The following is a 26,616-nucleotide window of genomic DNA, read 5'->3' as shown; positions in this document are numbered from 1 at the left end:
CACTGTGCATGCTTTACTGTGCACAGTGTTTTTTTGTGTTGAAAATACTATTGTAACAAGGGGGGATTTCCGTTCCGACTGGGCGCTTTGTTGCCGCTGACGCTTCGCTGTCGCACAGATAAAACATTGTCGCTGACGCTTTGCTTTCGCGCAGATAAAACATTGTCGCTGACGCTTTGCTTTCGCGCAGATAAAACATTGTCGCTGACGCTTCGCTTTCGCGCAGATAAAACATTGTCGCTGACGCTTTGCTTTCGCGCAGATAAAACATTGTCGCTGACGCTTCGCTTTCGCGCAGATAAAACATTGTCGCTGACGCTTCGCTTTCGCGCAGATAAAACATTGTCGCTGACGCTTCGCTTTCGCGCAGATAAAACATTGTTGCTGACGCTTCGCTTTCGCACAGAGCAAAGCTTCCTGGGGGCGTCCGATGAGCCGCTTCGCTGTGCTCCAGGGTCTCGGGGCAACAAATGTTTTCTGTGCGAAAGCGTAGTGCAAACGCAGCGTCAGGATGTTGGTCTATCGCTAATCCCCAAGGAGTCGCCCAGTCTTCACTCCAATCAACCACTACTTAGCATGTATTTTTTTAGATGTCACTCTAATTTATAGTGATAAAACAACACGTTAGCAACAATGAGTTGTCTGTGCGAAAGCGGATTGACAACAACAATAGTTTTATAGTGAAAACATAGTAGCAGTACCAATAGAACAATCGCGTCACTGTTGTAAGTCTAATGATGAGTAGTCATAGTGTTCACTTTTGAAATGTATAAAATTTATAAAAGATCTACGCTATCATTGATTGGAGTGGAAGGCTACTCGACTCCCGTGGGAAAGTGAGACAGGCGAGACCCTGCACGGAGCGGATGTTTTCTGTGCGAAAGCGTGAGTGCTAACGTAGCGGCAGCAAAACTAGCGGAGGAAGCGGCTCGACGCTCACCCACAGGAAAGCGAGTAGCCTGGAACGGAAATCACCTCATTTAAAATGCCACAACATTCACAAAGATTTCCTAGGCCATTTTTGTTTACGATTTTAAAGTTTAACTAATTTAAGAAGGATAAAGCTTACTATGCCGAATAAAGTTTTAATTTATTTGTTTTCAAGTATAATTAACAGAATAATCAGTAATGAAATTATTCGATAATTCATAGAGAGTTGCATTGACGGAAAGGGAGAAATAAGTTAGAATTCTTTCATAATCTAATTCTCTAACACTCTAGTGAATTGAAGTGAAACGTGAGGAAGTGTCAAAATGTCGTCGATTAAAATGTTTGAGAAACCACTTGGAATGCGCGATACATTTCCGCAAATATACGAAAAGATAGAGGCTGTAAGAAATACGGGACGAGACTTTTTATGCAGCAGGGGCTATGAATTTATTAAGACACCTGCAGTAGAGTATTTTGATACAGTCGGTAAAGCATCAGCAATAGCCGATGCGCATTTATTTAAATTAGTAGATAGCCAAGGAAACACGTTAGTACTACGACCTGATATGACTACACCGATTGCTCGTGTAGCAACATCAAAATTATTAAAAGAGATGATTCCATTACGTCTTGCTTATTTTGCTAGCGTTTTTCGTGCACAAGAGGCAGAAGGTGGGCGTCCAGCAGAATTTGATCAGATGGGGATCGAGTTAATTGGAGATAATTCTGTGTTTGCTGATGCTGAGGTTATTGTGGCGGCAATGGAGCTATTACAGCAATTTGGATTAGCACAATTTAAAGTTACTATCGGCCATGCAGGGATATTAAATTGTATTTTACAAGACTATACAGAGAGCATTGAACAACAAAATATACTTCGAACACTTCTAGTACAACGCAATTATGTAGGGTTTGAAGAAGCAGTGGAATCATTTGATTTACCTAAAACAAAATCAGATGCATTACTACAATTTATTGAAGAAGCTATGAATTTAAAAGAAATCCAAGATATTGAAAAATATGTGCGGAAAAATGACGCATTAGAATATATGCAACAACTCGCTAAACTACTTGAAATTGCAGGTTTAGCGGATTATGTAGCCTTTGATTTTACACTTTCTAGTCATATGAGTTATTACACAGGAATGCTATTTGAAGTGTTTGCAACAGGCAGTGGTTTTCCATTAGGTAATGGCGGACGTTATGACGGATTGCTTGAGGTGTTTGGCTCAAAAGTAGGTGCTACAGGATTTAGTATTCGCGTTGATCGCCTACTAGAAACGCTGGATGAGCAATCTGATAAACGACAAGCGGCGACAGTAGTGCTATTTGAGGAACAACAATTTGAAGCGGCTCTTGCACAAGTACAGACGCTTCGAGCTGCTGGAAAACAGGCTACCTTACAGTTAAGAAATAGCCTAGTTGATGAAGAAGCTTTTTTAGCACAATTTAAAGAAGTAGTTGTTGTGGGACAGGAGGACGTTGGCAGTGAATGAATTAACGATTGCTATGCCGAAGGGGCGCATTTTCGATGAGGCCTACCAAATGCTGTTAGAAGCTGGCTTTAATTTACCAGAGGAAGTCGAAATGTCCCGTAAATTAATGCTTGAAATTCCAGAAGAGAAAATTCGTTTTATATTAGCAAAGCCGATGGATGTTCCTGTTTATGTAGAGCACGGTGTAGCGGATATTGGTATTGCTGGAAAGGATGTTTTGTTAGAACAGCAACGACAAGTACATGAATTACTGGATTTAAAAATAAGTACATGTTATATCGCATCGGCAGGTTTACCTAACACTACGATGAATGAAATTGCCCCAAGAATAGCGACTAAATATCCTAATATCGCGATGAAATATTATAAGGGCATTGGGGAGCAAGTTGAAATTATTGAGCTAAATGGATCGATTGAATTGGCACCAATGATTGGCTTAGCAGATCGCATTGTCGATATTGTTTCAACAGGACGGACGCTGAAGGAAAATGGTTTAGTGGAGTATGAATTTATTACGGATGTGTCTTCGAGGTTAATTGCTAATCCAGTAAGCTATCGTATGAAGGGGGACCGCATTATTGACCTTGTGAAACGTTTAAAGAAATGTGTGAAATAAATCATGCTCACAGTCATCGATAATAGATAATTACATGTATACCTAGAATTAAAGGAGATTAATCCTATGAAGATAACAAGGCTAGCAAAAGGTATTTCCTTAAAACGACCACTTGAAGGTGGTAATGAAGAACAGTTGAAGGTTGTACGTCAAGTATTAGCAGATGTTCGTGCACAAGGTGACACAGCCATACGTTTTTATACAGAAAAATGGGATGGTTTTGCACCTGATCATTTACGGGTAACGAAGGATGAAATAGAAGAGGGCGTAAATTCTCTTGATCAACAGCTTTATGCTGATTTAACAGAAGCTGCACAAAATATTCGCTTTTATCATGAGCAGCAGAAGCGTTCAGGTTATCGCTTAGAGTTAGAAGATGGGTCGTGGCTTGGGCAACGAATTACTGCTCTCGATGCTGTAGGACTTTATGTTCCTGGCGGTACAGCAGCGTATCCATCGTCAGTTTTGATGAACGTTATTCCTGCACAAGTTGCTGGTGTCAAACGCATTGTTATTACGTCTCCAGCAGGTCGCGATGGAAAATTACCTCCAGGTGTACTTGCTGCGGCGCATATTTTAGGGGTAGAGGAAATATATAAAATCGGTGGAGCTCAGGCGATTGCAGCTCTTGCTTATGGTACAGAAACGATTTCTCCTGTTGATAAAATTACAGGTCCAGGAAATATTTTTGTAGCATTAGCAAAACGTGAGGTATTTGGTGAGGTAGCGATTGATATGATTGCAGGTCCAAGTGAAATTGCCGTGTTAGCAGACGACACAGCATTTGCTGATGAAATTGCAGCTGATCTTTTATCACAGGCTGAGCATGATAAATTGGCTTGTGCCATATTGGTGACGACTTCTGAGCAGTTGGCTAAAAAAGTGGCTGAAGAAGTAGAGAAGCAGCTAATCACCTTACCGCGTGAAGAGGTAGCGCGTGCATCTATTGAAAACTTTGGTGTCATTTATGTGGCTGAAACGTTGGCAGATGCCGTAGATGCAATTAATTCGCTAGCCCCTGAGCATTTAGAAGTTGTGACAAAAAATGCTGAGGCTGTAGCGGAACAAGTACGACATGCAGGTGGTATTTTCATCGGCCGTTATAGCTCTGAACCAGTTGGTGATTACTTTGCAGGGACAAATCATGTGCTACCAACGAATAGCACTGCACGCTTTGCAAGTGGATTAAACGTCGATGATTTTGTGAAAAAATCGAGCGTCGTCTTTTATAGTGAAAAAACTTGGGCAGAAAATGCACCGAAAATTGCACGTCTAGCACGTATGGAAGGCTTAGAGGGCCATGCTCGTGCAGTCGAATCACGTGGGTGGGAAAAGGAGTAGCACAATGACTGAAAAGAAACGATATGCAAAAGTTGAACGTACAACAAATGAAACGCAAATTTCAGTAGCTATCGAGTTAGATGGTGAAGGAAAGGCGGATATTAAAACGGGTGTTGGCTTTATGGATCACATGCTAGACCTATTCATTAAACATGGTCTTTTTAATGGGACGATACAAGCAAATGGTGATACATATATAGACGATCATCATACAACAGAAGACCTCGGAATTGTATTAGGTCAAGCGATTCGTGAAGCACTCGGTGATAAAAAAGGAATCAAGCGCTACGGTACAGCATTTGTGCCAATGGATGATGCACTTGCACAAGTAGTTGTAGATTGCTCAAATCGTCCGCATTTAGAATATCGTGTACCACAGTTAAAGGAGAAAGTTGGTAACTTCGATACTGAATTAGTACATGAATTTTTGTGGAAGTTTGCGCTTGAGGCTAGGATGAATGTTCATGTCATTGTACCTTATGGACATAATACACATCATATCATTGAAGCTATTTTTAAGGCGTTAGCACGTGCTATTGACGCAGCAGTAGAAATTGATCCGCGTGTTAAAGGTGTACCGTCGACTAAGGGGCTGTTAACGTGAAAATAGGTGTTATTGATTATGGAATGGGGAATTTATTTAGTGTTGAGCAGGCATTAAAACGACTTGGTTGTGAGGTTGTTGTCACGGCTGATGAAAAAATGCTAGACGAAACAGATGCATTGTTGCTTCCTGGTGTTGGGGCATTTCCAGATGCCATCAAACGTTTAACTGAAACGAATTTAGATCGATATTTGCACAAGGTGAAAGCTGAAAATCGACCACTTCTCGGAATTTGTTTAGGTATGCAACTATTATTTGAGCAAAGTGAAGAGGTGTCACCGACGAAAGGTCTGGGCTTTTTTAAAGGAAGCATTAAACGATTTAGTGGTGACAATGCTGGACAGGCGTATCGCGTACCACATATGGGTTGGAATGAGCTCGTAATGACAAAGCGTCCTTCATGGTTAAAAGGTGAAGTATCGGCAAAGCATGTGTATTTTGTTCACTCATTTTATGCAGCAAATCTAGATGAAACAGAGCTTGTTGCTTATGCGGATTATCATGGTATTAAGGTTCCAGGTATAGTTGTAAATGGTTCTATTACTGGAATGCAGTTTCATCCCGAAAAATCAGGTGAACTAGGAGTATATTTATTAGAGCAATGGTTGAAGGGGGTGGCTTCATGTTAACGAAGCGCATTATTCCATGTCTTGATGTGAAAGAGGGGCGAGTTGTAAAAGGTGTACAGTTTGTGTCATTACGTGATGCAGGTGATCCAGTAGAGCTGGCCAAGTTTTACGATGAGCAAGGGGCAGATGAGCTTGTGTTTCTTGATATTTCGGCATCACATGAAGGACGTGAAACAATGGTTGATGTAGTGCGGCAAACTGCGGCGACATTAGCAATTCCATTTACAGTAGGTGGTGGAATTCGTACATTAGACGATATGAAACGCATTTTACGTGCAGGTGCCGATAAAGTATCAGTGAATACTTCTGCTTTAGAGCGACCAGAGCTTATAAAAGAAGGTTCTGATTTTTTTGGCGCACAGTGTATTGTTGTAGCTATTGACGCGCGCTATAGTGAGGAAGACGGCACATGGATGGTTTATACGCATGGTGGCCGGAACAAGACAAATTGGCAGGCAACGGAATGGGCTAAAGAAGCGGTTCGATTAGGTGCTGGGGAAATATTATTAACGAGTATGAATCAGGACGGTGAAAAATCAGGTTTTGATTTAGCATTAACAAAAGCCGTGAGAGAGGCTGTGACAGTTCCTGTTATCGCAAGTGGCGGTGCAGGGAATGCCGAACATTTTTACGAGGTATTAGCTGAAGAAATCGATGCAGATGCAGCACTTGCCGCATCCATCTTCCATTATAAAGAAACGAGCGTAGCGCAAGTAAAAGAATACTTACGTGAAAAAGGAGTGGCAGTAAGATGATTGACAGCGTTAAATTTGATGATAAGGGTCTTGTCACTGCGGTTGTACAAGATGCGAATACAAAAGAAGTTTTAACTGTAGCGTATATGAATAAAGAATCATTGGAGAAAACACTTGATTCGGGAGAAACATGGTTCTTCTCACGTTCACGTCAAGAGCTTTGGCATAAAGGAGCAACAAGTGGTCATACACAAAAAGTCGTGTCGATCAAAGCGGACTGTGACGGTGACGCATTAGTCGTAGAAGTAATTCCTGCTGGTCCGGCTTGCCATAACGGAACAACTTCTTGTTTTACAGAGATTATTCAGCAAAATGCCAAGGTCGGATCTGTTGAGATTATTTCTAAACTTGTAAATGTCATTGAAAAGCGTGAGCAAGAAATGCCTGAAGGCGCGTATACTACATATTTATTCGATAAAGGAATCGATAAAATTTGTAAAAAAGTCGGTGAAGAAGCAACAGAGGTTGTAATCGGTGCGAAAAATCGTGATACAGAAGAGGTAAAATGGGAGGCTGCTGATTTAATTTACCATCTATTAGTGTTGCTACAAGAGCAAAAAGTAAGTGTTTACGACGTGTTACAAGTGTTAGAAAAACGTCATGAAGAGAAATAACGGCATATCGCTTATTGTATGCTATAATAGAAGTTACTGTGTAAAGGAACGTGTGATACGTTCCTTATTTCTTGTTTCGGAGGAAATATTTTGGAAAAGAAACGTCAAAAAGAGAATCAAACGAATATAGTGTCGTTCATTCCAACAGGCGACTATTATTATAAAAAATCCGTTCAAGCAATGAATAGCGGACAAATGAATAAAGCGTATAAATATTTACAGCGAGCCGTTGATTTAAGTCCTGATGATCCAATGATTTTATTGCAATTAGCGATTATTGAGTTAGAGGGTCAACGTTTCGAGGAAGCGTATGATCTTCTTCGTCACGCTTATCAGCTAGATCCAGATAATCCAGAAATTATTTTTTACATGGCAGAGGTATCTGGATGCGTTGGCATTATACAAGATGCTAAACGCTTTGCAGAGCAATATTTACAAATAGAGCCAGAGGGAGCCTATGCAGTTGAAGCGGCAGAAATATTAGAGTTTGTTGCTTTTGAGCAAGATGATTTTGAGGAGCTTGAAGGTTCTGGTGAAGATTTATATCGTCAGGAACAGGCGAGACGCTGTATGGAAAAGGGAGACTTCCCTGAAGCTATTACTATTCTTGAAGACTTAATTGAAAATAGCCCAGATTTTTGGTCGGCCTATAATAACTTAGCTCTTGCCTATTTTTATGTAGGGGAATCAGAACAGGCGAAGGCTCTTCTAAACAAGGTATTACGTGAAAATAAGGGGAATTTACATGCACTTTGTAATTTAACTGTTATTGCGTATTATGAAAAAAATGAAGAGGATTTAAAAGATCTTTTAGAAGTACTTGTGAAAATTCAGCCATACACATGGGAACATCGTTACAAACTGGGTGCAACATTAGCGCTTGTTGGACAGTATGATTTAGCATTTAAATGGTTACGCAGCATGCAAAAACGAGGCTATGTTGGAGATGCTGGCTTTTACTTTTGGTTATCACACGCAGCGTATTTTTCTAAACATGAAGAAATTTCAAAGAGTGCATGGGAGCAGCTACTTGAGCTAGATCCAGATAAAGAAGGCTTTGAACCTTGGCGCCAAGAGGAAAATGTATATGCGCTTGATGCATTAGAACATGACCGAGACTACATTGTGGATAAACTAGAGAGCAATTATGTAAGTGAGCGTATTTTTGGTTTATTTTTACTTAGCTGTACAGCACATAAACAAGAAATTATTGCGCATCCAAAATGGATAGACGTTGAAAAATTCGATACGTTTGAAAAATTATTCTTGGCGTACTCTCTTGGCCATGAGTTTGATATGAAAAATAAAGTGGAGGCTAGCTTTTTACGCGCAGTAAGTGTGCCAGAAATTTTACTAGAACAGTATGGCAAACTGACGACACTTATCGCACCAATGTTCCAAATGTGGTTTGTGCTGTGTGAACAAGCACTGATTAATAATTATCGTTTTACCAATCCAGCAGCGATTGCAGGAGCAAATGATTATTTATTTCGTTCTTCCCGAATGCTCAAGGTTACAAAAAAAGAGATTGCTGAGCAATACGGGGTATCCGTGTCAACTTTATCGAAGTACATTGATGAAATTTTAAAATTTTTACCAGACACGCATAATTAGACTGTGAGCAACATAGTTGAATAACTTTTTACTTTCACATACGATGAAGTTATCATAAAAAAACATTTGTTTTAGGGGGAAGTATTTATGTCGGAAGAAAAAATCTATGATGTTGTAATAATTGGTGCAGGTCCTGCTGGTATGACTGCAGCTGTTTATACGTCGCGTGCCAACCTTTCAACTTTAATGATTGAACGTGGTATCCCTGGTGGACAAATGGCGAATACAGAAGAAGTGGAAAACTATCCAGGGTTTGATACAATTTTAGGGCCTGAACTTTCTACAAAAATGTTCGACCATGCAAAGAAATTCGGTGCTGAGTATGTGTATGGCGATGTGACTGAAATTATTGATGGTGAGGAATATAAAACAATAAAATCAGGTGCTAAAGAATACAAAACACGAGCAATTATTCTTTCTACAGGTGCGGAGTATAAAAAAATGGGCGTGCCGGGCGAAAAAGAACTTGGAGGCCGTGGTGTCAGCTATTGTGCAGTATGTGATGGTGCATTCTTCAAGCAAAAAAATCTTGTTGTCGTAGGTGGCGGGGATTCTGCTGTTGAAGAAGGGGTTTACTTAACTCGCTTCGCAGACAAAGTAACAATTGTGCACCGTCGTGATAAATTACGTGCGCAAAAAATTCTTCAAGACCGTGCCTTTGCAAACGAAAAAATTGATTTCATTTGGAATGCAACAGTCAAAGAAATTAATGAGGCTGAAGGTAAAGTTGGAAGTGTAACACTACAATCAACTGTAGATGGTACAGAATCTAATTTTGTTGCGGATGGCGTATTTGTATACATTGGTATGCTACCGTTAACTAAACCATTTGAGTCTCTAGGGATTTTAAATGAAGCTGGTTATATTTTGACAAATGATAATATGGAAACTACCGTACCTGGTATATTCGCTGCGGGAGATGTGCGTGAAAAGTCACTTCGTCAAATCGTTACAGCGACAGGTGATGGAAGTATTGCAGCACAAGCAGTACAGCATTATGTGGAAAAATTATTAGAAAAAATTAATGCTTAAAGTGGATCAAGACTAAAATCTGTTTTGATTGACTCAACACCAAAAGTTGTGGATGACATTTGTTAAAACTTATGCCAATATAAGTTGGAACGGAAATCAACCACACGATATGGTGATGATTCTCTTGATGAAATTTTAAGGAAAAATATACAATTTTAATACGGTTTTAATATTGTTGTAACTTGAATGACATATAAAAGGTGTAATATATAAAGTGTAATTAGCAATCCCCCTTTTAATTTGTTTAGTAGGTTGTTTCCACCAAATTAGGTGGAGCAACCTATTTTTGTTGTGATTAAAAATTTTGATTTTTTATTGCACCGTTTCATATGTTTAAGTAGCGGTTAAAACATAGTTCCCGTAGATAGTAGTGAAGCTAAAATTGCTATGCACCTAAAGTTCTGAATGGAGGACAAACCTTGTTTGGTCTTGTTATAATAAAAGGTAGAATGCAAAAGTGATTAGAGGTGTGCCTATGCAAAGAATTGCAAATTTAATAGCCGTAAAAGACGGTCAAATATTATTACTTCAGAAGCCGAGACGCGGCTGGTACGTAGCTCCTGGCGGTAAAATGGAGTGTGGTGAGTCAATCTATGAGGCTGCTGTACGTGAGTTTCAAGAAGAAACAAATGTCACACCATTAAATGCTCATTTAAAGGGTGTTTATACGATGATTATTAAAGAAAATAATGAGATAGTGGATGAATGGATGCTTTATACATTTGTTGCCAAGGATGTAGAAGGTGTACCGTTTGTTGAAACTAGAGAGGGCAAACTTGCATGGCACCCAGTAGAGGATTTAAAACATTTGCCTATGGCTGAAGGTGATCGAACAAATTTACAATTTGCCATCTCACAATCAGGCATTCAGTACGGTACGTTTGAATATACGACTGATTTTGAATTACTTCATGAGAAAATACAAATATCAATAGAACAATAAAGGAGCTGCATGACAGTGGTGGTTGAAGACCGAAAAAATACACATGAATTGGTTATTATTACAGGAATGTCTGGCGCTGGAAAAACAGTAGCGATTCAAAGCTTTGAGGATTTAGGGTATTACTGTATTGATAATTTACCACCAGCGTTGCTCACAACATTTTTAACCCTGCTCAGGGATTCGGGTAAAAATATTACACGTATTGCAGCTGTCATGGATATGCGTGGTGGCGACTTTTTTGATTCTCTTATTGGCGCACTCGACCATATTCTTAAAGAAGGCGATATTGTTGCACGAATTTTATTTTTAGATGCGGATGATGCAACTTTAGTTAGACGTTATAAGGAAACAAGACGTGCACATCCATTGGCTGTAAATGGGTTACCGTTAGATGGCATTAAACAAGAACGGAAGCTTTTATCGGAAGTAAAGGGTCGCGCTAAATTTATCTATAATACATCTAACATGAAGCCAAAAGCGCTACGCGAAAAAATTGTTAAAGAATTTGCCAGTGATGCCGATAATATTTTCTCAGTAAATATCATGTCTTTTGGATTTAAACATGGTATGCCGATAGATGCAGACTTAGTGTTTGATGTTCGTTTTTTAAAAAATCCATACTATGTAGAAGAGTTACGCCATAAAACGGGTTTACAAACTGAGGTATCTTCTTATGTTCTGGCACTTGAAGATACGCAAACACTCATTCAAAAATTAACGGATCTGTTTGAATTTATGATTCCTCTTTATAGACAAGAGGGCAAATCACAACTTGTCATTGCTTTTGGTTGTACTGGTGGACAGCATCGTTCGGTGACATTAGCTGAATATTTCGGGGCGTTTTTAGCCAATAAAGAAAATGCTGTTATTACACATCGTGACATCAATCGTAGAAAGGATTGAGTGAATGGGAAAGAAGCGAACTAAGCTTGTTGTAATAGGTGGTGGTACAGGGCTCTCTACTTTACTACGAGGGCTCAAGCACCACCCATTTGAAATTACTGCAATTGTGACAGTAGCTGATGACGGTGGTTCTTCAGGACGCTTACGGGATGACTATGATATTCCACCACCTGGTGATGTTCGTAATGTTATTGCTGCGTTATCGGATGTTGAGCCACTTGTAGAGCAAATGTTTCAATATCGATTTTCAGCATCAGAAGATTTACGTGGACATTCATTAGGGAATTTAATGTTGACTGCTTTGACGGAAATTACCGGAGATTTTAACCATGCTATTAGTGAAATGGGAAAGGTTTTAAAGGTCCATGGTCGCGTCATACCAGCAGCCAACAAAAAGATAAATTTACATGCAGAGCTAGAGGACGGTTCAATAATTGAAGGTGAATCGAAAATTCCAATGGCTAAAAAACGATTGAGTCGTGTTTTTTTAGTGCCTGAAAACGTGCAACCGCTACCAGAGGCTATTCGAGCAATCAATCGTGCTGACTATATTTTAATTGGTCCGGGAAGTTTATATACAAGTATTATTCCAAACCTTCTTGTAAAAGGAATTGGTGAAGCCATTATAAGGGCTAAAGGAAGAAAAATATACGTTTGTAATTTAATGACTCAAAAAGGTGAAACGATTTCCTATACAGCAGGTGACCATGTGCAAGCTTTATACAAACATGTTGGAGATTCCTTTGTTGATTCTATTTTAGTAAATGATGTAAAACTACCGCATCCTGTAGAAGAGCTTTATAAGGAAGAATGTGCTGAGCCAGTAACTTTTGACGTTGCGAAGCTTGAAAGTATGGGATTAGAGGTTATTAAACGAGATATTGCTACGATTCGCTCAGATGGGACGGTTCGTCATAATGCAGCAAACGTTGCAAAATGGCTTGTAGATTACGCAAATATCTATAAACAAAATATAAGTGAACCAATTATAGAATCATAAAGCGCTATTTGTATATGATAAGATGGACATATACATAGAACTAAAGGTTGGTTGGAAAGGGGGGCTTGATATGTCTTTTGCTTCTGAAACTAAAAAGGAATTGACCCAAATAGAAGCAGACAATCATTGTATGAAAGCAGAAGTATCTGCCCTAATTCGTATGAATGGTTCATTATCGTTTGCTAATAAACAGTTAAGCTTAGACGTACAAACGGAAAATGCTGCAATCGCAAGAAGGCTTTATACGATTATGAAAAAGCTGTATCCATATAATGTAGAGTTACTTGTTCGAAAAAAAATGCGTTTGAAAAAAAATAACGTATACATTTGCCGTGTAAGAGAAGGTGCGCGAGAGCTACTAATCGATTTAGAAATCATCTCAGACGATTTTCAATTTAATCATACTATATCTCGAGAGCTCATAAAAAAGGGTGGTCAAAAAAGAGCGTATTTACGAGGCGCATTTTTAGCAGGTGGTTCTGTCAATAATCCAGAAACATCAGCATACCATTTAGAAATTTATTCATTATATAAAGAGCATGGCGAGGCTTTAATGGATTTGATGAATGAATTTGAGCTAAATGCAAAGACAATTGAACGAAAAAAAGGCTTTGTAACCTATTTAAAAGAAGCGGAAAAAATTTCTGATTTTCTTAATATTGTAGGCGCTCATCAAGCAATGATGAAATTTGAAGACGTTCGCATATTGCGAGACATGCGGAATAGTGTTAATCGAATTGTTAACTGTGAAACAGCAAATTTAAATAAAACAATAGGTGCAGCATTACGACAGGTAGAGAATATTCGTTTTATTGAAAATTCAATAGGCCTAGATCAATTGCCTGAAAAGCTTCGTGAAATTGCACGATTACGAGTAGAATATCAAGATGTAACCCTAAAAGAACTTGGTGAGATGGTATCAAGTGGAACGGTTAGTAAATCAGGAGTCAATCATCGATTAAGGAAAATCGATGAAATTGCCGATGCATTAAGAAGTGGTGAAAAAATTGATGGTTAAATTTTCATACTTTTCAGGTATGAATGTCATGTGTAATCGCGTATTGTTCTTTTGCTAGTAAGTGAGGTAAGATAAAACTAATAAAATGAACGGTAGTAAAGGGGAGTTTTGAGAATGACCGAGAGAAGAGTCCATGTAAAATTAAAATTAGGACTACAAGCTAGACAAGCGGCGCTATTCGTACAAGAGGCAAATCGTTTTAGCGCAGATATCTTTCTTGAGAAAGAAGAGAAAAAAGTAAATGCTAAATCCATTATGGGTGTAATGAGTTTAGCTATTGCAAAAGGAACAGAAGTTGTCCTTAGTAGTGATGGGAACGATGCTGAGCAAGCGGTAACAGCATTGGCAGCACTAATCGAAGAAGAAGATTAAACAACCTATAATGCAAAAACTGTCCAAGCTGTAAAACTTACATGCTGGGCAGTTTTTTTGCGTCTTTGCAACGCAGAACAAAAGAGCCTGAATGACGGAAGGAAAGGTCGAAGAGACGGAAAAAAAACCGCGACGGAATGAAAGGTTGAAGCGACGGAAAGAAAGGCTGAAGAGACGGAAAGAAAAAACCGCGACGGAAAGAAAGGCTGAAGCGACGGAAAGAAGAGCTGGAGCGACGGAAGGGAAGGTCGAAGAGACGGAAAGAAAAAACCGCGACGGAAAGAAAGGCTGAAGCGATGGAAAGAAGAGCCGGAGCGACGGAAGGAAAGGTCGAAGAGACGGAGCGAAGGAAGGAAAGGTCGAAGAGACGGAAAAAAAACCGCGACGGAAAGAAGAGCCGAAGCGACGGAAAGAAGAGCCTGAGCGACGGAAGGAAAGGTCGAAGCGACGGAAAGAAAAGACCGCGACGGAAAGAAGAGCCGAAGCGACGGAAAGAAGAGCCTGAGCGACGGAAAGAAAGGCCGAAACTACGAAAAGAAAAGTCAAATATAGGGTAGAACCATTAGGTAATGGATAGAATGACCAAAGTGATGGATAGAAGAGCCAAAGTCGTGGATAGAACCGCCAAAATCATGGATAGAACAACCAAAGTGATGGATCACCCCATCAAATCATACATACATGGATGTCGAATAAAAAAAGACATCTCAGAAATAATCTGGGATGCCTTTAACTTTTTTATTTGCGTTCCATAATTTGATCGATTAAGCCGTATTCTTTGGCACGCTCAGCAGTCATGAAGTTATCGCGATCTGTATCTCTTGAAATTACTTCAAGCGGTTGACCAGTGCGTTCTGATAAAATGCCATTTAATTTTTCGCGTAAGAATAAAATACGTTTTGCAGCGATTTCAATCTCAGTTGCTTGACCTTGTGCACCGCCAAGAGGTTGGTGAATCATTACTTCGGCATTTGGTAATGCGAAGCGTTTACCAGGTTCACCAGCAGCAAGTAGGAAAGCACCCATAGATGCTGCCATACCAATACAAATTGTTTGTACTTGTGGCTTAATGATTTGCATTGTGTCATAAATTGCCATACCAGCAGTGATTGATCCGCCTGGTGAGTTGATGTAAAGAAAGATATCTTTATCTGGATCTTCTGCTTGTAGGAATAGAAGCTGAGCAACAATGGAGTTAGCTACATTGTCGTCAATCGCGCTTCCTAATAAAATAATACGGTCTTTTAGTAGTCGTGAATAGATGTCATAAGCACGTTCACCACGACTTGTTTGTTCAATAACTGTAGGAATTAAATTCATGTTAAATCCTCCTTAAAAAACTAAATTCGAATACTTTTGCTGATAACATCCATTATGTATCAGCTGTATCCTTATCATACACATTATAGTCAGGGAAGGTCAAATATTATCCCTGCTAAAGTGAAATTAAATAAATAGCCAATACTGAAAACTGTTCATGACTAAAACAGTATGGTTGATGTAACGAAGTGTAAGCGCCAAGAAGGCTTAGTTCACACTACGGGAAGCGTCCTTCTGTCGTGAAATGGATAGTCAAGTACATATTTTGATGAAGAGTCTAAAAAAAATTAAAATCTTTTTGCATTCTATAGTTGAATTATGAGCAATACGTTTGTATAATTGGTAAGGTCATAAGTTAAAGTACAGTACACTATTTTGCAGGTATGCTTCAAATGAGGATTATCTACATCATGCTTTTTGGAAAGCCTTTGAGTGAGTACTTTTTTTTTGTGTCTAATTGCCCTCGTGGTGTAATGGATAACACGTAAGATTCCGGTTCTTGCACTGGGGGTTCGATTCCCTCCGAGGGCGCCATTTTACTGATTATTTGATTTACTTTTATAGCAATTCTCCTAATAAGTAGTTTAGCAGCCTGCTTAGTGGAGAATGAAGGGAAAATAGTGGGAATTCTGCTTAGTTAGCATTATTCCCTTATGTGTTTCTTTCAAACCTTCAAAAAAGCAATAACTCCAAATTATTTTTTAGTGAACATACTGTACGTGAAGACTAGTATACTAGTCGGAAAAAAGAATCCTTTCTGAGGGGATTCTTTTTTTTTTGCCAAAATATATCTATCTTCGGCATAGTTCGAATTTGTATAAATATACAATTTAGGTTAGATTTTCGTTCATTCATACCGTTTTTTGCTAAAAAAACCAACTAAAATTAATTTTTATGAAAAAACAATTACTTTTATGCGAATTGTTGTTGTCTAAAGTGAATATTGTCACTATAATTGACCTAATAGTCTAACATTTCCGAATTAACAAACAATAAAATGCGTTTCGGGAAGATAATGGAATAAGGGGGAAAATACTATGAAAAGAAGTTTATCGATGCTATTGATGATCGTGGCAGTATTTGCATTAGTTCTAGCTGGCTGTGGTGCTAAAGAAAAGACATCATCTGGTAGCGAGCCATCTGAGGGTGAAGATGGTAAAAAAGTTTATAAGGTAGGAACAGAAGCTACCTTTGCGCCATTTGAATCACTTGACGATAAAGGAAATGTTGTAGGAATTGATGTCGATATTTTACAAGCAATTGCTGATGAGATGGGCTTTGAAGTGGAATGGCAAAACATTGGTTGGGAGCCTGTATTCCAAACGATTAAAAATGGTGAAACAGATATCGGTGCATCTGGCATAACAATCAATAAAAAGCGTAAAGAGTCATTTGACTTTACTGAGCCATATTATGAATCTCAATTATTAATCGTTGTAAAGGAAGATTCAAAGATTAAATCATTAGCTGAATTAAAAGATAAAAAGATTTCAGTACAAATTAATGCTACTGGACATGAAGCTGCTAAAAAGCTGCAAGGAGAATCAAGTACAAATATTTTGGCGTTTGAAAATCAACCAGTCGCTATTCAAGAGATGCTAAACGGAAACGTAGACGCAGCAATTGGTGATAATGCGGTAGTGTATGAATATATTAAGGCACATCCAAACGAAAAACTTAAAATAATAGAAGATGATGCATTTGAAAAAGAATATTATGGGTTTATGGTTCAAAAAGGGAACACAGAGTTGTTAAACCTACTAAATGAAGGTCTGAAAAAAATTAAAGAAAACGGTAAATTAAAAGAAATTACAGGCACAGAATTTAAAGAAAAATAATGAATGCGTGATGCCACTAGTATAGTTATAGTTAGCGGCCCATTAATTTTCATTCAGCAAATGTCTTCTGTAGTGAAAGCAACGCGTCAGCTACAGAAGACTCCTATCTCTAAAGGTGGCGGGATGAATGAGTATGAGGTTCTTGTGTCGGCCTTCGTGTAGGTCTAGGCACAATTCAAAATCTGCACGCAACTATACCAAGGCGAAATGATTTTTTGGATTAACTCTAAAGGGGAAGTGGGGTTTTCGGATGGACATCTTTGACTTACGCTGGGACACAGTCTGGAACTACCGTGATATGTTTATACGTGGTATTGGCGTGACGCTTGTTTTAACACTTAGTGGTTATTTTGGAGGAATTCTTTTAGGGTTATTTTTAGGTCTTGGAAAATTATCAGATAAAAAATGGATTTATTGGCCATGTAAGTTATATGTAGATTTATTCCGTGGGACTCCGATGCTTGTGCAAATCTTATTAATTCACTTAGCGGTGATACCGTCAATTTTTGGGCATTCACTAGGTTATATGGTTTCAGGGATTACGGCACTTATTTTAAATTGTGCGGCATACAATGCAGAAATTTTCCGTGCGGGCATTCAAAGTATTGCTAAAGGGCAAATGGAGGCAGCTCGTTCTCTGGGCTTAACGCATAACCAAGCGATGCGTAAAGTTATTTTACCCCAAGCTTTTAGACGTATGATTCCGCCGCTAGGCAATGAATTTATCGCCTTATTAAAGGATTCATCTTTAGTAACCGTTATTGCGGCTCCAGATATTTTATATGCAAGTAAAGTAGTGGCAGGTGCTAGCTTCCGTTTCTGGGAACCATATATTGTTGCAGCCTTATTATATTTAATTTTAACGTATGGTGTAACAAAGATTGTAGCATTTATTGAAAAACGATTTAGTAATAGCTATGTCCCTCGTAAGGCAGAAGGGCGGGAAGCACGATGATTAAGATTGAAAATTTACACAAATATTTTGGTAAGCTGGAAGTATTAAAGGGTATTGATTATGAAATACAAGAAAAGCAAGTTGTTTGTGTTATTGGTCCTTCAGGCTCAGGGAAAAGTACATTTTTACGTTGCATCAATATGTTAGAAGAAGTAACAGATGGTGCAATTTATATTGAGAATGTCAAAATTAATGATCCAAAAACAAATATTAATGCGATTCGAGCTGAAGTGGGGATGGTGTTTCAGCAATTTAATTTATTCCCACATATGACTGTTATTGATAATGTGACGATGGCGCCAATGCAAATCCGTAAGATGGGAAGGCCGGAAGCGGAAGCACTCGGACATGAGCTCTTGAAAAAGGTCGGTCTTGATAGTAAGGCTTATAACTATCCTGAACAGCTTTCAGGAGGTCAGCAGCAACGTGTTGCCATTGCTCGTGCTTTAGCAATGAAGCCAAAAGCTATTTTATTTGATGAACCTACTTCGGCACTTGACCCTGAAATGGTCAAAGAGGTGCTAGACGTTATGAAAAATCTAGCCGCTGAAGGAATGACGATGATTGTTGTTACTCATGAAATGGGCTTTGCTCGTGAAGTTGGCGATCGTGTTGTCTTTATGGATGGTGGCTATATTGTTGAAGAGGGAACACCTAAAGAAATTTTCAGTAACCCACAAAATGAACGAACAAAAGCCTTTTTAGGAAAAGTACTTTAATAAGGAAAGAGCAATCCCTAGTGATTTTTCATCACAATAGGGACTGCTCTTTTTGTATTTAATGAAGAGGATTTTTTGTAGTGTCAAATGAATTAAGCATCGTTTGCATATCTTGTTGAGAATATTGAGGTACTTGATAATAGCCATGCTTATTTTGGTAAATAGATAATTCGTATGCCATTTCGATGCAGTTGGGAATACTATCTGCAACAACACGACGAACGACAGGGTTTGTCGTTTCTGTTGCAGCCGCAGTCATACATTTTGCCGCGCCTTTTTGAGCACCAAGTAAGAAGCCAGAAATTGCTTCATCATTGATCTCACTTGCATTTTGCATAGGCTTTTTTGGCTGTCCAGGGTTTAAGCCGAATTTAAAATCATGCCCTGTTTCCATTTGATAACGACCTGTAGGAACAGATGGATCATGACCAGTTTTAAATGACTCCACAATGGTATTATACATGCCTAGTGTGAAATTATATTGGCGATCCAAAATGCTAAGTAACTCAGTGTCCTTAACCTGAGGTCGTAAAAGAATAGATTGATTCATACCAGCAATGATTTCGCCAAGTGTTTCATGCATGTCCATTACTTCATGTCCACCATGATTTAGGCTGTGCTGTTGGTTGAATGATGTTTGGTTAGATGGTTCATTGTAAAACGATTGTGACAAAAAAAACGCCTCCTTAATGACATAGTTTATTGCAGTATTTAGTATGTCGTTTTAAATAAATTTCATACGGTATATGTGCAATTCCCTTTTTTATTGGTCTAAAAGGAAATTTTTCTTTAAATATTTTCAATTATTGACAAAAAGACTAAAATTGTTATAATTTTCATTGTATCGACAAGTGATATAACGAGAACTGATATAAGGGAGGAAGAAATTTTGAATAAAAGATTTTTAACAGCATCATTAGCAGTTATTTTAACAACATCTACTGTCATTCCCGTTTCTATGCAGGAAGTGCGCGCTGCCAATGAAACTAGCGGTCAAGTAGAAGTAAAAGAGGAACAGTTATCTGCTAAGCAATTTCTAGATTTAGCTGTAACTTCTCTAACATTCCAACATGGATCAGAGACAATGCGTCAGCAAATCATAAGTCAGTGGGTAAAAGGTGAAGAATTAAAAGATTTAAGTGTGAAAATTAAACGTGATGAAGCAGCACGTATTTTAGTAAGAGCCTTAGATAAAGAGGAAAAAGAAACAACACTTGCTGAGTATCAAGAAAAAGCCAATAAGCTTGGTTTATTCAACGGTCTTTCAACTAGTGAAACAATTTCTAAACAAGACGCAGTTAAGATTCTGAATAATGCAAAAAAAGTACAAAACGGTGTAAATAATGAAGGCGTGAAAGAAATTTCCGTTGAAGATTTTATGAAAAATCCGGGAAGCTTTGGTCATTCACTTTCACCAGACGGTAACTACATAACGTATAACGCTGAATGGGAAAATCGTTCAAATGTTTTCGTGAAAAAAATGAATGATGATAGCGAGCCAGTACGTGTATCTAGTTCAACAGATCGTGATATCGCTGGATCCTTCTGGAAAGGTGATAATCTACTATATGTAAAGGATAAAGGTGGAGATGAAAACTTCCACATTTATTCAACATCATTTAATGGTAATGAGGAAAAGGATTTAACACCATATCCAAATGTAACAGTTGGATTATTAAACGGTTTAAAGGGCGTTAAAGACGAAATCCTTATTATGATGAATAAAGAAGATGCCAAAGTCTTTGATGTGTACAAGCTGAATGTAAAGACTGGTAAAACTACACATGTTGCTAAAAACCCAGGGAATATTATTAGCTGGTTAGCGGATCGTGATGGCAATGTGCGTATGGCAGTTGCATCAGATGGTGTAGAAGGAACTGTGCTTTATCGTGATTCAGAAAAAGATGAATTCAAGCCATTTATAGAGTTCGAAGCAGGGGAACAAGTAATGCCACTTACTTTCTCTAAAGACAATAAACATATTTATGCAACTTCTAATAAAGGAAGAGACAAAGTAGAAGTAGTGAAATATGATTTAGAAGGTAAAGAAGAAGTAGTTATGTCCAACCCAGAAGTGGATGTAACAGGCGTATTATATAGTGCTGATAAAGATAAATTATTATACGGTACTTATGTAACAGATAAGGTACATTATCAATTCTTTGATGAGGACTTTGAAAAATTATTCCGTAAAATTCAAAACAAATTAGGTGTGCCTGAAAGTGAATTAGGTATCAATGATTACAATAAAGATATGACAAAGTTCATTGTTAGCGTTGCTAGTGACACTGTTTACGGAAAATATTATTACTACGATTCAACAACGGATGAATTGACAGAATTGGCAACATTAAGTCCTTGGTTAAACCCAGAAGAGCTTGCAGAAATGCATCCAATCTCTTATAAGAGTCGAGATGGCTTAACAATTAACGGTTATTTAACTTTACCGAAAAACAAAGAGGCTAAAAATCTGCCACTTATCGTCAATCCGCATGGTGGACCATGGTTCCGTGATATGTGGGGCTTTAATCCAGAAGTGCAATTATTAGCAAACCGTGGTTATGCGGTACTACAAGTGAATTTCCGTTCTTCAACTGGTTACGGAAAAGAATTCCTTGAAGCTGGTAATAAGCAATGGGGTCTAAAAATCCAAGATGATATTACAGATGGTGTACAATGGGCAATTGACCAAGGTATTGCAGACCCAGAACGCATCGGAATTTACGGTGCATCATTTGGTGGTTATGCAACGTTAGCTGGTATCACGACTACACCAGATCTATATGCAGCAGCAGTTGATTATGTAGGCGTATCGAATATCTTTACATTATTAAATACAATTCCTCCGTATTGGGAAACAGTGCGCAACATGTGGTATGAACGTGTAGGTCATCCAGAAAAGGATAAAGAGCTATTAACAGCTGCTTCACCTATCTTCCATGTGGATAAAATTAAAACGCCATTATTTGTAGCTCAAGGTGCAAATGATCCACGTGTCAATAAAGCTGAATCTGATCAAATCGTTGAAGCATTACGTGCAAGAGGCGTAGATGTGGAGTACATGCTGAAAGATAATGAAGGCCATGGCTTCCAAAATGAAGAAAATAAAATTGAATTCTATAATGCAATGCTAAAATTCTTAGATAGTCATTTAAAAAAATAATACAAAAGAAAGACTGTGCAGGAAGTCAGCTTCTTACACAGTCTTTTTCTAGTTGTTAAGGAAACTATAGATTTTTAAGTTGTGGGTAACCAATGGCGTAGTTTTCGTCTAGGCTAAAGCGCTATGTCGCTTCGATCCATCAGGCAAAAGTGGTGGAGCGTTTACTTTTTTTCGGGTTCTTGAGTAACAACGGTTGTCTAAATACAATAATAGATTATCAAAACATGTTCTAAAATAAACAAATATTGATTTTATTCATTTTAAAATTAATGCTATATTTTGAGTGTTAAAGAGGAAGATGGAAGTGTAAATCTGATGATCACAAAGATGAACATTTTGCATTAAGTAAAAATGAAATAAAATATGGTTATTGAATACACAGATCATGGAAATCTAAAATAATATCCAAAAGCAAGGGGTTCAGGATATCTCTTGTTCTTAATCGCTTTGATTTCTTTCTTTTAATTATCGAAACCATTAATTGACAAAAATGCTAAAGTTGTTATAATTTCATTGTGTTGACAAATGATATAACGCGGACTGATATAAGGAGGAATCATTTTGAAAAAAAGATTTTTATCAGCATCATTAGCAGTTATTTTAACAACATCTGTTGTCATTCCTGTATCTATGCAGGAAGTGCGCGCTGCCAATGAAACTAGCAGTCAAGTAGAAGTAAAAGAGGAAAGTTTATCTGCTAAGGAGTTTCTAGATTTAACTGTAACAGCACTAACATACCAACATGGATCACAAACAATGCGCCAGCAAATTATTGATCAGTGGGTAAAAGGTGAAGAATTAAAAGATTTAAGTGCGAAAATTAAACGTGATGAAGCAGCACGTATTTTAGTAAGAGCCTTAGATAAAGAGGAAAAAGAAGCAACCCTTGCTGAGTATCAGGAAAAAGCCAATAAGCTTGGTTTATTTAACGGTCTTTCAAATAGTGAAACGATTTCTAAACAAGATGCAGTTAAGATTCTGAATAATACGAAAAAAGTGCAAAACGGTGTAAATAATGAAGGTGTGAAAGAAATTTCCGTTGAAGATTTCGTGAAAAATCCAGGAAACTTTGGCTATTCACTTTCACCAGATGGTAATTACATTACGTATAATGCTGAATGGGAAAATCGTTCAAATGTTTTCGTGAAAAAAATGAATGACGATAGCGAGCCAGTACGTGTATCTAGCTCAACGGATCGCGATATCGGTGGATCTTTCTGGAAAGATGATAATTTACTATATGTAAAGGATAAAGGTGGAGATGAAAACTTCCACATTTATTCAACATCATTTAATGGTAATGAGGAAAAGGATTTAACACCTTATCCAAATGTAACAGTTGGGTTACTAAGCGGTTTAGAGGGCGTTAAAGACGAAATCCTTATTATGATGAATAAAGAAGATGCCAAAGTCTTTGATGTGTACAAGCTGAATGTGAAGACTGGTAAAACAACACACGTTGCTAAAAATCCAGGTAATGTTAGTAGCTGGTTAGCAGATCGTGATGGCAATGTTCGAGTGGCAGTAGTTTCAGACGGTGTAGAAGGAACGGTCCTTTATCGTGATTCAGAAAAAGATGAATTCAAGCCATTAATTGAAATAGAAGCCGGGGATGATGTAAGTCCTTTTAGTTTCTCCAAAGACAATAAATATATTTACGCTACTTCTAATAAAGGAAGAGATAAAGTAGAAGTGGTTAAATATGATTTAGAAGGTAAAGAAGAAGTAATTATGTCCAACTCAGAAGTGGATGTATCAAGTGTATTATATAATGCTGAGAAAGATAAAGTATTGTATGGGGCATATGTAACAGATAAGCTACATTATCAATTCTTTGACGAGGAATTTGAAAAACTATTCCGTAAAATCCAAAACAAATTAGGTGTGCCTGAAAGTGAATTAGGCATCAATGATTACAACAAAGAGATGACAAAATTCATTGTTAGCGTTTCTAGTGACACTGTTTACGGGAAATATTATTACTATGATTCAACAACAGATGAATTAACAGAAATGGCAACATTAAGCCCTTGGTTAAACCCAGAGGAGCTTGCAGAAATGCATCCAATCTCTTATAAGAGTCGAGATGGCTTAACGATTAACGGTTATTTAACTTTACCGAAAAACAAAGAGGCTAAAAACTTACCACTGATCGTCAATCCACATGGTGGTCCGTGGGCACGCGATATGTGGGGCTTTAATCCAGAAGTGCAATTACTAGCAAACCGTGGTTATGCCGTGCTACAAGTGAATTTCCGTTCTTCTGCGGGTTACGGAAAAGAGTTTTTAGATGCGGGTAATAAGCAATGGGGTCTAAAAATTCAAGATGATATTACAGATGGTGTACAATGGGCAATTGACCAAGGTATTGCAGACCCAGAACGCATCGGGATTTACGGTGCATCATTTGGAGGGTATGCAACGTTAGCTGGTATTACGTTTACACCAGATTTATATGCAGCAGCAGTTGACTATGTAGGTGTATCAAATATCTTTACATTATTAAATACAATCCCTCCATATTGGGAAACAATGCGTAACCAACTTTATGAGCGCGTAGGGCATCCGGAGAAGGATAAAGAGCTATTAACAGCAGCTTCACCTGTCTTCCATGTGGATAAAATTAAAACGCCATTATTTGTAGCACAAGGCGCAAATGACCCACGTGTAAATAAGGCTGAATCTGATCAAATCGTTGAGGCATTACGTGCAAGAGGCGTTGATGTCGAATATATGCTGAAGGACAATGAAGGTCATGGCTTCAGAAATGAAGAAAACCGTATTGAATTCTATAATGCAATGATTAAATTCTTAGATAGTCATTTAAAAAAATAATATGAGAGAAGACTGTGCAGGAAGTAAGTTTCTTGCACAGTTTTTTTCTAGTTAGAGGCCTGATCATAAGGGATTAATACTAATAAGAGAGTTGGCAAGTAAGGGGGATTACAGTATCTTACTTATAGAGAATTGTTTCGATTTATAATTACTTTATGGAGGTGCTGTAAGTGAACGTGAAATTTTTTAGTCGAGCTAATTGTGGATTATGTGTAGAGGGACTGCATACATTAAAGCTTGTACAGGAGGATATAGATTTCGATATTGAAATCATTGACATTGAAGAAGACGAGGACATACATGAAAAATATATGTTAATGATTCCAGTAGTAGAAAAGGATGGGCAAGTTATACAATACGGCAATTTGGATTATGCAACACTCATGGAGCATTTGTGTAGCGAATAACAAAGGGGGATTTGCTAATGTACATACCAGTGGCTTTTAGAATCATTCAAATAAAAGGCAGCAATTAGTTATACAAAAGTTAGAAGAAATCAAACATACAAATGAGCAGCAAATCGCTCATTTAATGAAGCAAAACATAAAGTGAATGAAACCTTCCTAAAAATTTCGCATCTCTTCTGCTACATATGTGGCGTGAAGAGGGAGCGGAATTTTTTTGGTTGCAGTACCCAAATCTTAAGGGGGAAAAACCACAATTCACAAATTGTTCAATGAAAGCGTTATGAATTTGAACAGTTTGTGAAGACCTTCACATTAGGCTTTATTTTTAAAAAAATCGGAGTAGAATAGGAATCAAGTAAGAGGTTGTTATAAAACAGTTTTTAAAAGTATCACGATTTTTAGTGGTTGTTATATTACAAAAACATAAACATATTTGAAGGGAGATTTTACAATGTGGGTTATTACAGTATTTGAGAAAAAGGACGTTCGTATTTTTGAATACACAAATAAAAATGAAGCAACAAAAGCTTTAGGCGGATTTAAGAAAAACGCAATATTATCTTTCACAAAATAAGCTAACTAAAAACTCGTAGCCATGTCTAATTGGTTACGAGTTTTTTATTGTGTTGAAAAACAAAATGGTCAAGGATTTTAACTAATAAGAGGTATCCATTTCATATCAGATTAAATTTTATTACAAAGTCCGATTTTTTGTAATAAAGATTGGTCATTTATATTAAAGTGTGCACTAAATTAGATATTTAATGATAATGTCCATTTTATATATAATAAGGTAATAATGTATAATTATCTATAGTATAGTATTTATTTTTTTTATCATATACTTGCCAAAAGGAGAGTGAAATTTATGCGTGAAACCTGTGTTCCGACTGGCGTGGAATTAAAAGACACTAGCTTTGGATATACGTTGTCCGTAATTGGTGGTAAATATAAAATGATTATTATGTATTGGCTGTCTGAAAATAAGGTTATGAGGTTTAATGAGTTGAAGCGATGTATCGGTACTATTCCCTTTAAAACGCTAAGCATGATGTTAAAAGACTTGGAGACAGATGGCCTTATCATACGCAAGGAATTTCCCCAAATACCTCCAAAAGTTGAATATTCATTATCTGAACGGGGTCTTTCAATTATTCCCGTGTTAAATATGATGTGCGAATGGGGGGAGCAAAACCGTTTGTCAGCTCAGGAGGCTTTACAGAGGTAGGCACAGAGCTATGTTGTTTCAATCAAAGAGGCTGGGACATAACTGGTCAAAACCTTAAAAAGCGTGAGAAATCAATTTTAGAAACGTTGATTTCTCGCGCTTTTCTGATGCGAAGGTTTTTAATTTTGCTTAGAATATATAATTATGTCACAGCCTCTTTCTTACCTCCAGTCAAGTGTAATTCTTTAATTTCTTTTGTTTTTTGATTTAGTTGTAGTTGGGAGGGGTACCCCTCCCAACTACAACTAAATTTTCGCACGACTAAAAGACCTTACGATTTTCTT

27 protein-coding genes and 1 tRNA gene are annotated in these 26,616 nt (G+C 37.7%); 25 read left to right on the top strand and 3 right to left on the bottom strand.

The window, feature by feature from the left end; all coding sequences use genetic code 11:
- Positions 1 to 13 precede the first annotated feature (13 nt).
- Complete coding sequence (locus BFJ97_RS17650) at positions 14 to 568, bottom strand: hypothetical protein (RefSeq protein WP_068985981.1); 555 nt, start codon at positions 566 to 568, stop codon at positions 14 to 16.
- Between the two features lie 685 nt (positions 569 to 1,253).
- Here BFJ97_RS17650 and BFJ97_RS17645 point away from each other — a divergent pair.
- The 16 genes from BFJ97_RS17645 (at position 1,254) to BFJ97_RS17570 (ending at position 14,424) form a co-directional block, all read left to right on the top strand.
- A complete protein-coding gene (locus BFJ97_RS17645; protein WP_068985980.1) occupies positions 1,254 to 2,426 on the top strand; it encodes an ATP phosphoribosyltransferase regulatory subunit in 1,173 nt (390 codons plus the stop codon).
- A complete protein-coding gene (gene hisG, locus BFJ97_RS17640; protein WP_068985979.1) occupies positions 2,419 to 3,042 on the top strand; it encodes an ATP phosphoribosyltransferase in 624 nt (207 codons plus the stop codon). Before BFJ97_RS17645 ends, hisG begins: the two co-directional genes overlap by 8 nt.
- 66 nt (positions 3,043 to 3,108) lie before the next feature.
- Positions 3,109 to 4,383 (top strand): histidinol dehydrogenase, encoded by a 1,275-nt coding sequence (gene hisD / locus BFJ97_RS17635; protein ID WP_068985978.1) that lies wholly within the window; start codon positions 3,109 to 3,111, stop codon positions 4,381 to 4,383.
- A 4-nt stretch (positions 4,384 to 4,387) separates the two neighbouring features.
- Positions 4,388 to 4,987 (top strand): imidazoleglycerol-phosphate dehydratase HisB, encoded by a 600-nt coding sequence (gene hisB / locus BFJ97_RS17630; protein ID WP_068985977.1) that lies wholly within the window; start codon positions 4,388 to 4,390, stop codon positions 4,985 to 4,987.
- On the top strand, positions 4,984 to 5,616 hold the full coding sequence (hisH, locus tag BFJ97_RS17625) for an imidazole glycerol phosphate synthase subunit HisH (RefSeq protein WP_068985976.1): 633 nt from the start codon (positions 4,984 to 4,986) through the stop codon (positions 5,614 to 5,616). Before hisB ends, hisH begins: the two co-directional genes overlap by 4 nt.
- Complete coding sequence (gene hisF, locus BFJ97_RS17620; RefSeq protein WP_068985975.1) at positions 5,610 to 6,371, top strand: imidazole glycerol phosphate synthase subunit HisF; 762 nt, start codon at positions 5,610 to 5,612, stop codon at positions 6,369 to 6,371. The genes hisH and hisF overlap by 7 nt, the downstream gene beginning before the upstream one ends.
- Entirely contained in the window at positions 6,368 to 6,985 is a 618-nt protein-coding gene (hisIE, locus tag BFJ97_RS17615) for a bifunctional phosphoribosyl-AMP cyclohydrolase/phosphoribosyl-ATP diphosphatase HisIE (RefSeq protein WP_068985974.1), read from the top strand. Before hisF ends, hisIE begins: the two co-directional genes overlap by 4 nt.
- Positions 6,986 to 7,075: 90 nt before the next feature.
- Positions 7,076 to 8,599, top strand: a complete 1,524-nt coding sequence (locus tag BFJ97_RS17610) for a tetratricopeptide repeat protein (RefSeq protein WP_068985973.1) — start codon at positions 7,076 to 7,078, stop codon at positions 8,597 to 8,599.
- 87 nt (positions 8,600 to 8,686) lie between these two features.
- Positions 8,687 to 9,631: a thioredoxin-disulfide reductase gene (gene trxB, locus BFJ97_RS17605; RefSeq protein ID WP_068985972.1), complete on the top strand. Its 945-nt coding sequence runs from the start codon at positions 8,687 to 8,689 to the stop codon at positions 9,629 to 9,631.
- 475 nt (positions 9,632 to 10,106) lie between these two features.
- Entirely contained in the window at positions 10,107 to 10,574 is a 468-nt protein-coding gene (locus BFJ97_RS17600) for an NUDIX domain-containing protein (RefSeq protein WP_068985971.1), read from the top strand.
- A 9-nt stretch (positions 10,575 to 10,583) separates the two neighbouring features.
- Positions 10,584 to 11,477, top strand: a complete 894-nt coding sequence (gene rapZ / locus BFJ97_RS17595; protein WP_068985970.1) for an RNase adapter RapZ — start codon at positions 10,584 to 10,586, stop codon at positions 11,475 to 11,477.
- A 4-nt stretch (positions 11,478 to 11,481) separates the two neighbouring features.
- Positions 11,482 to 12,477 (top strand): gluconeogenesis factor YvcK family protein, encoded by a 996-nt coding sequence (locus BFJ97_RS17590; protein WP_068985969.1) that lies wholly within the window; start codon positions 11,482 to 11,484, stop codon positions 12,475 to 12,477.
- A 70-nt stretch (positions 12,478 to 12,547) separates the two neighbouring features.
- The gene (whiA, locus tag BFJ97_RS17585) at positions 12,548 to 13,495 is read left to right on the top strand and encodes a DNA-binding protein WhiA (protein ID WP_068985968.1); all 948 of its coding nucleotides are present in this window, start codon (positions 12,548 to 12,550) and stop codon (positions 13,493 to 13,495) included.
- A gap of 114 nt (positions 13,496 to 13,609) precedes the next feature.
- Positions 13,610 to 13,867: an HPr family phosphocarrier protein gene (locus BFJ97_RS17580; protein WP_068985967.1), complete on the top strand. Its 258-nt coding sequence runs from the start codon at positions 13,610 to 13,612 to the stop codon at positions 13,865 to 13,867.
- A 91-nt stretch (positions 13,868 to 13,958) separates the two neighbouring features.
- Complete coding sequence (locus BFJ97_RS17575) at positions 13,959 to 14,159, top strand: hypothetical protein (protein ID WP_068985966.1); 201 nt, start codon at positions 13,959 to 13,961, stop codon at positions 14,157 to 14,159.
- A gap of 4 nt (positions 14,160 to 14,163) precedes the next feature.
- Positions 14,164 to 14,424: a hypothetical protein gene (locus tag BFJ97_RS17570; RefSeq protein WP_068985965.1), complete on the top strand. Its 261-nt coding sequence runs from the start codon at positions 14,164 to 14,166 to the stop codon at positions 14,422 to 14,424.
- A gap of 181 nt (positions 14,425 to 14,605) precedes the next feature.
- On the opposite strand, the gene clpP is transcribed toward BFJ97_RS17570, so the two are convergent.
- Positions 14,606 to 15,187 (bottom strand): ATP-dependent Clp endopeptidase proteolytic subunit ClpP, encoded by a 582-nt coding sequence (gene clpP, locus BFJ97_RS17565; RefSeq protein WP_068985964.1) that lies wholly within the window; start codon positions 15,185 to 15,187, stop codon positions 14,606 to 14,608.
- A gap of 459 nt (positions 15,188 to 15,646) precedes the next feature.
- Between clpP and BFJ97_RS17560 the strand changes: the two genes are divergently transcribed.
- The 4 genes from BFJ97_RS17560 to BFJ97_RS17545 all read left to right on the top strand — a co-directional run bounded on the left by BFJ97_RS17560 (position 15,647) and on the right by BFJ97_RS17545 (position 18,699).
- Positions 15,647 to 15,721 (top strand) — tRNA-Arg (locus BFJ97_RS17560).
- Between the two features lie 503 nt (positions 15,722 to 16,224).
- Complete coding sequence (locus tag BFJ97_RS17555) at positions 16,225 to 17,025, top strand: basic amino acid ABC transporter substrate-binding protein (RefSeq protein ID WP_068985963.1); 801 nt, start codon at positions 16,225 to 16,227, stop codon at positions 17,023 to 17,025.
- Positions 17,026 to 17,275: 250 nt separating this feature from the next.
- Positions 17,276 to 17,980 carry an amino acid ABC transporter permease gene (locus BFJ97_RS17550; protein ID WP_068985962.1) on the top strand — a complete coding sequence of 235 codons (705 nt, stop codon included), beginning with the start codon at positions 17,276 to 17,278 and terminating at the stop codon, positions 17,978 to 17,980.
- The gene (locus BFJ97_RS17545) at positions 17,977 to 18,699 is read left to right on the top strand and encodes an amino acid ABC transporter ATP-binding protein (protein ID WP_068985961.1); all 723 of its coding nucleotides are present in this window, start codon (positions 17,977 to 17,979) and stop codon (positions 18,697 to 18,699) included. The genes BFJ97_RS17550 and BFJ97_RS17545 overlap by 4 nt, the downstream gene beginning before the upstream one ends.
- A gap of 58 nt (positions 18,700 to 18,757) precedes the next feature.
- Here BFJ97_RS17545 and BFJ97_RS17540 read toward each other — a convergent pair whose 3' ends face one another.
- Positions 18,758 to 19,372, bottom strand: a complete 615-nt coding sequence (locus BFJ97_RS17540) for a spore coat protein (protein ID WP_068985960.1) — start codon at positions 19,370 to 19,372, stop codon at positions 18,758 to 18,760.
- A 216-nt stretch (positions 19,373 to 19,588) separates the two neighbouring features.
- On the opposite strand from BFJ97_RS17540, the gene BFJ97_RS17535 reads away from it, so the two are divergent.
- From BFJ97_RS17535 to BFJ97_RS17520, 5 genes are all read left to right on the top strand, one after another.
- Positions 19,589 to 21,862, top strand: coding sequence for a S9 family peptidase (locus BFJ97_RS17535; protein WP_068985959.1), 2,274 nt, complete (start codon positions 19,589 to 19,591; stop codon positions 21,860 to 21,862).
- 561 nt (positions 21,863 to 22,423) lie between these two features.
- Positions 22,424 to 24,697: a S9 family peptidase gene (locus BFJ97_RS17530; RefSeq protein WP_068985958.1), complete on the top strand. Its 2,274-nt coding sequence runs from the start codon at positions 22,424 to 22,426 to the stop codon at positions 24,695 to 24,697.
- Positions 24,698 to 24,867: 170 nt separating this feature from the next.
- Complete coding sequence (locus tag BFJ97_RS17525; RefSeq protein ID WP_068985957.1) at positions 24,868 to 25,104, top strand: glutaredoxin family protein; 237 nt, start codon at positions 24,868 to 24,870, stop codon at positions 25,102 to 25,104.
- Positions 25,105 to 25,555: 451 nt separating this feature from the next.
- Positions 25,556 to 25,678, top strand: coding sequence for a hypothetical protein (locus BFJ97_RS25525; protein WP_263297453.1), 123 nt, complete (start codon positions 25,556 to 25,558; stop codon positions 25,676 to 25,678).
- 294 nt (positions 25,679 to 25,972) lie between these two features.
- Positions 25,973 to 26,332: a winged helix-turn-helix transcriptional regulator gene (locus BFJ97_RS17520; RefSeq protein ID WP_068985956.1), complete on the top strand. Its 360-nt coding sequence runs from the start codon at positions 25,973 to 25,975 to the stop codon at positions 26,330 to 26,332.
- Positions 26,333 to 26,616 lie beyond the last annotated feature (284 nt).

The sequence above is a fragment of the Lysinibacillus xylanilyticus genome (assembly GCF_001708185.1).
Taxonomy (GTDB): Bacteria; Bacillota; Bacilli; order Bacillales_A; family Planococcaceae; genus Lysinibacillus; species Lysinibacillus xylanilyticus_A.
Note: the sequence above shows the minus strand (reverse complement) of the source record. Positions and strands in the feature narration are given on the sequence as shown.

What these genes read in the sequence shown, in the direction of transcription:
- BFJ97_RS17645 (WP_068985980.1), top strand. Translation starts at nt 1,254, where the DNA reads ATGTCGTCGATTAAAATGTTTGAGAAACCACTTGGAATGCGCGATACA.
- hisD (WP_068985978.1), top strand. Translation starts at nt 3,109, where the DNA reads ATGAAGATAACAAGGCTAGCAAAAGGTATTTCCTTAAAACGACCACTT.
- hisB (WP_068985977.1), top strand. Translation starts at nt 4,388, where the DNA reads ATGACTGAAAAGAAACGATATGCAAAAGTTGAACGTACAACAAATGAA.
- hisF (WP_068985975.1), top strand. Translation starts at nt 5,610, where the DNA reads ATGTTAACGAAGCGCATTATTCCATGTCTTGATGTGAAAGAGGGGCGA.
- hisIE (WP_068985974.1), top strand. Translation starts at nt 6,368, where the DNA reads ATGATTGACAGCGTTAAATTTGATGATAAGGGTCTTGTCACTGCGGTT.
- trxB (WP_068985972.1), top strand. Translation starts at nt 8,687, where the DNA reads ATGTCGGAAGAAAAAATCTATGATGTTGTAATAATTGGTGCAGGTCCT.
- BFJ97_RS17600 (WP_068985971.1), top strand. Translation starts at nt 10,107, where the DNA reads ATGCAAAGAATTGCAAATTTAATAGCCGTAAAAGACGGTCAAATATTA.
- rapZ (WP_068985970.1), top strand. Translation starts at nt 10,584, where the DNA reads ATGACAGTGGTGGTTGAAGACCGAAAAAATACACATGAATTGGTTATT.
- BFJ97_RS17590 (WP_068985969.1), top strand. Translation starts at nt 11,482, where the DNA reads ATGGGAAAGAAGCGAACTAAGCTTGTTGTAATAGGTGGTGGTACAGGG.
- whiA (WP_068985968.1), top strand. Translation starts at nt 12,548, where the DNA reads ATGTCTTTTGCTTCTGAAACTAAAAAGGAATTGACCCAAATAGAAGCA.
- BFJ97_RS17580 (WP_068985967.1), top strand. Translation starts at nt 13,610, where the DNA reads ATGACCGAGAGAAGAGTCCATGTAAAATTAAAATTAGGACTACAAGCT.
- BFJ97_RS17575 (WP_068985966.1), top strand. Translation starts at nt 13,959, where the DNA reads ATGACGGAAGGAAAGGTCGAAGAGACGGAAAAAAAACCGCGACGGAAT.
- BFJ97_RS17570 (WP_068985965.1), top strand. Translation starts at nt 14,164, where the DNA reads ATGGAAAGAAGAGCCGGAGCGACGGAAGGAAAGGTCGAAGAGACGGAG.
- clpP (WP_068985964.1), bottom strand. Translation starts at nt 15,187, where the DNA reads ATGAATTTAATTCCTACAGTTATTGAACAAACAAGTCGTGGTGAACGT.
- BFJ97_RS17555 (WP_068985963.1), top strand. Translation starts at nt 16,225, where the DNA reads ATGAAAAGAAGTTTATCGATGCTATTGATGATCGTGGCAGTATTTGCA.
- BFJ97_RS17550 (WP_068985962.1), top strand. Translation starts at nt 17,276, where the DNA reads ATGGACATCTTTGACTTACGCTGGGACACAGTCTGGAACTACCGTGAT.
- BFJ97_RS17545 (WP_068985961.1), top strand. Translation starts at nt 17,977, where the DNA reads ATGATTAAGATTGAAAATTTACACAAATATTTTGGTAAGCTGGAAGTA.
- BFJ97_RS25525 (WP_263297453.1), top strand. Translation starts at nt 25,556, where the DNA reads ATGTGGGTTATTACAGTATTTGAGAAAAAGGACGTTCGTATTTTTGAA.
- BFJ97_RS17520 (WP_068985956.1), top strand. Translation starts at nt 25,973, where the DNA reads ATGCGTGAAACCTGTGTTCCGACTGGCGTGGAATTAAAAGACACTAGC.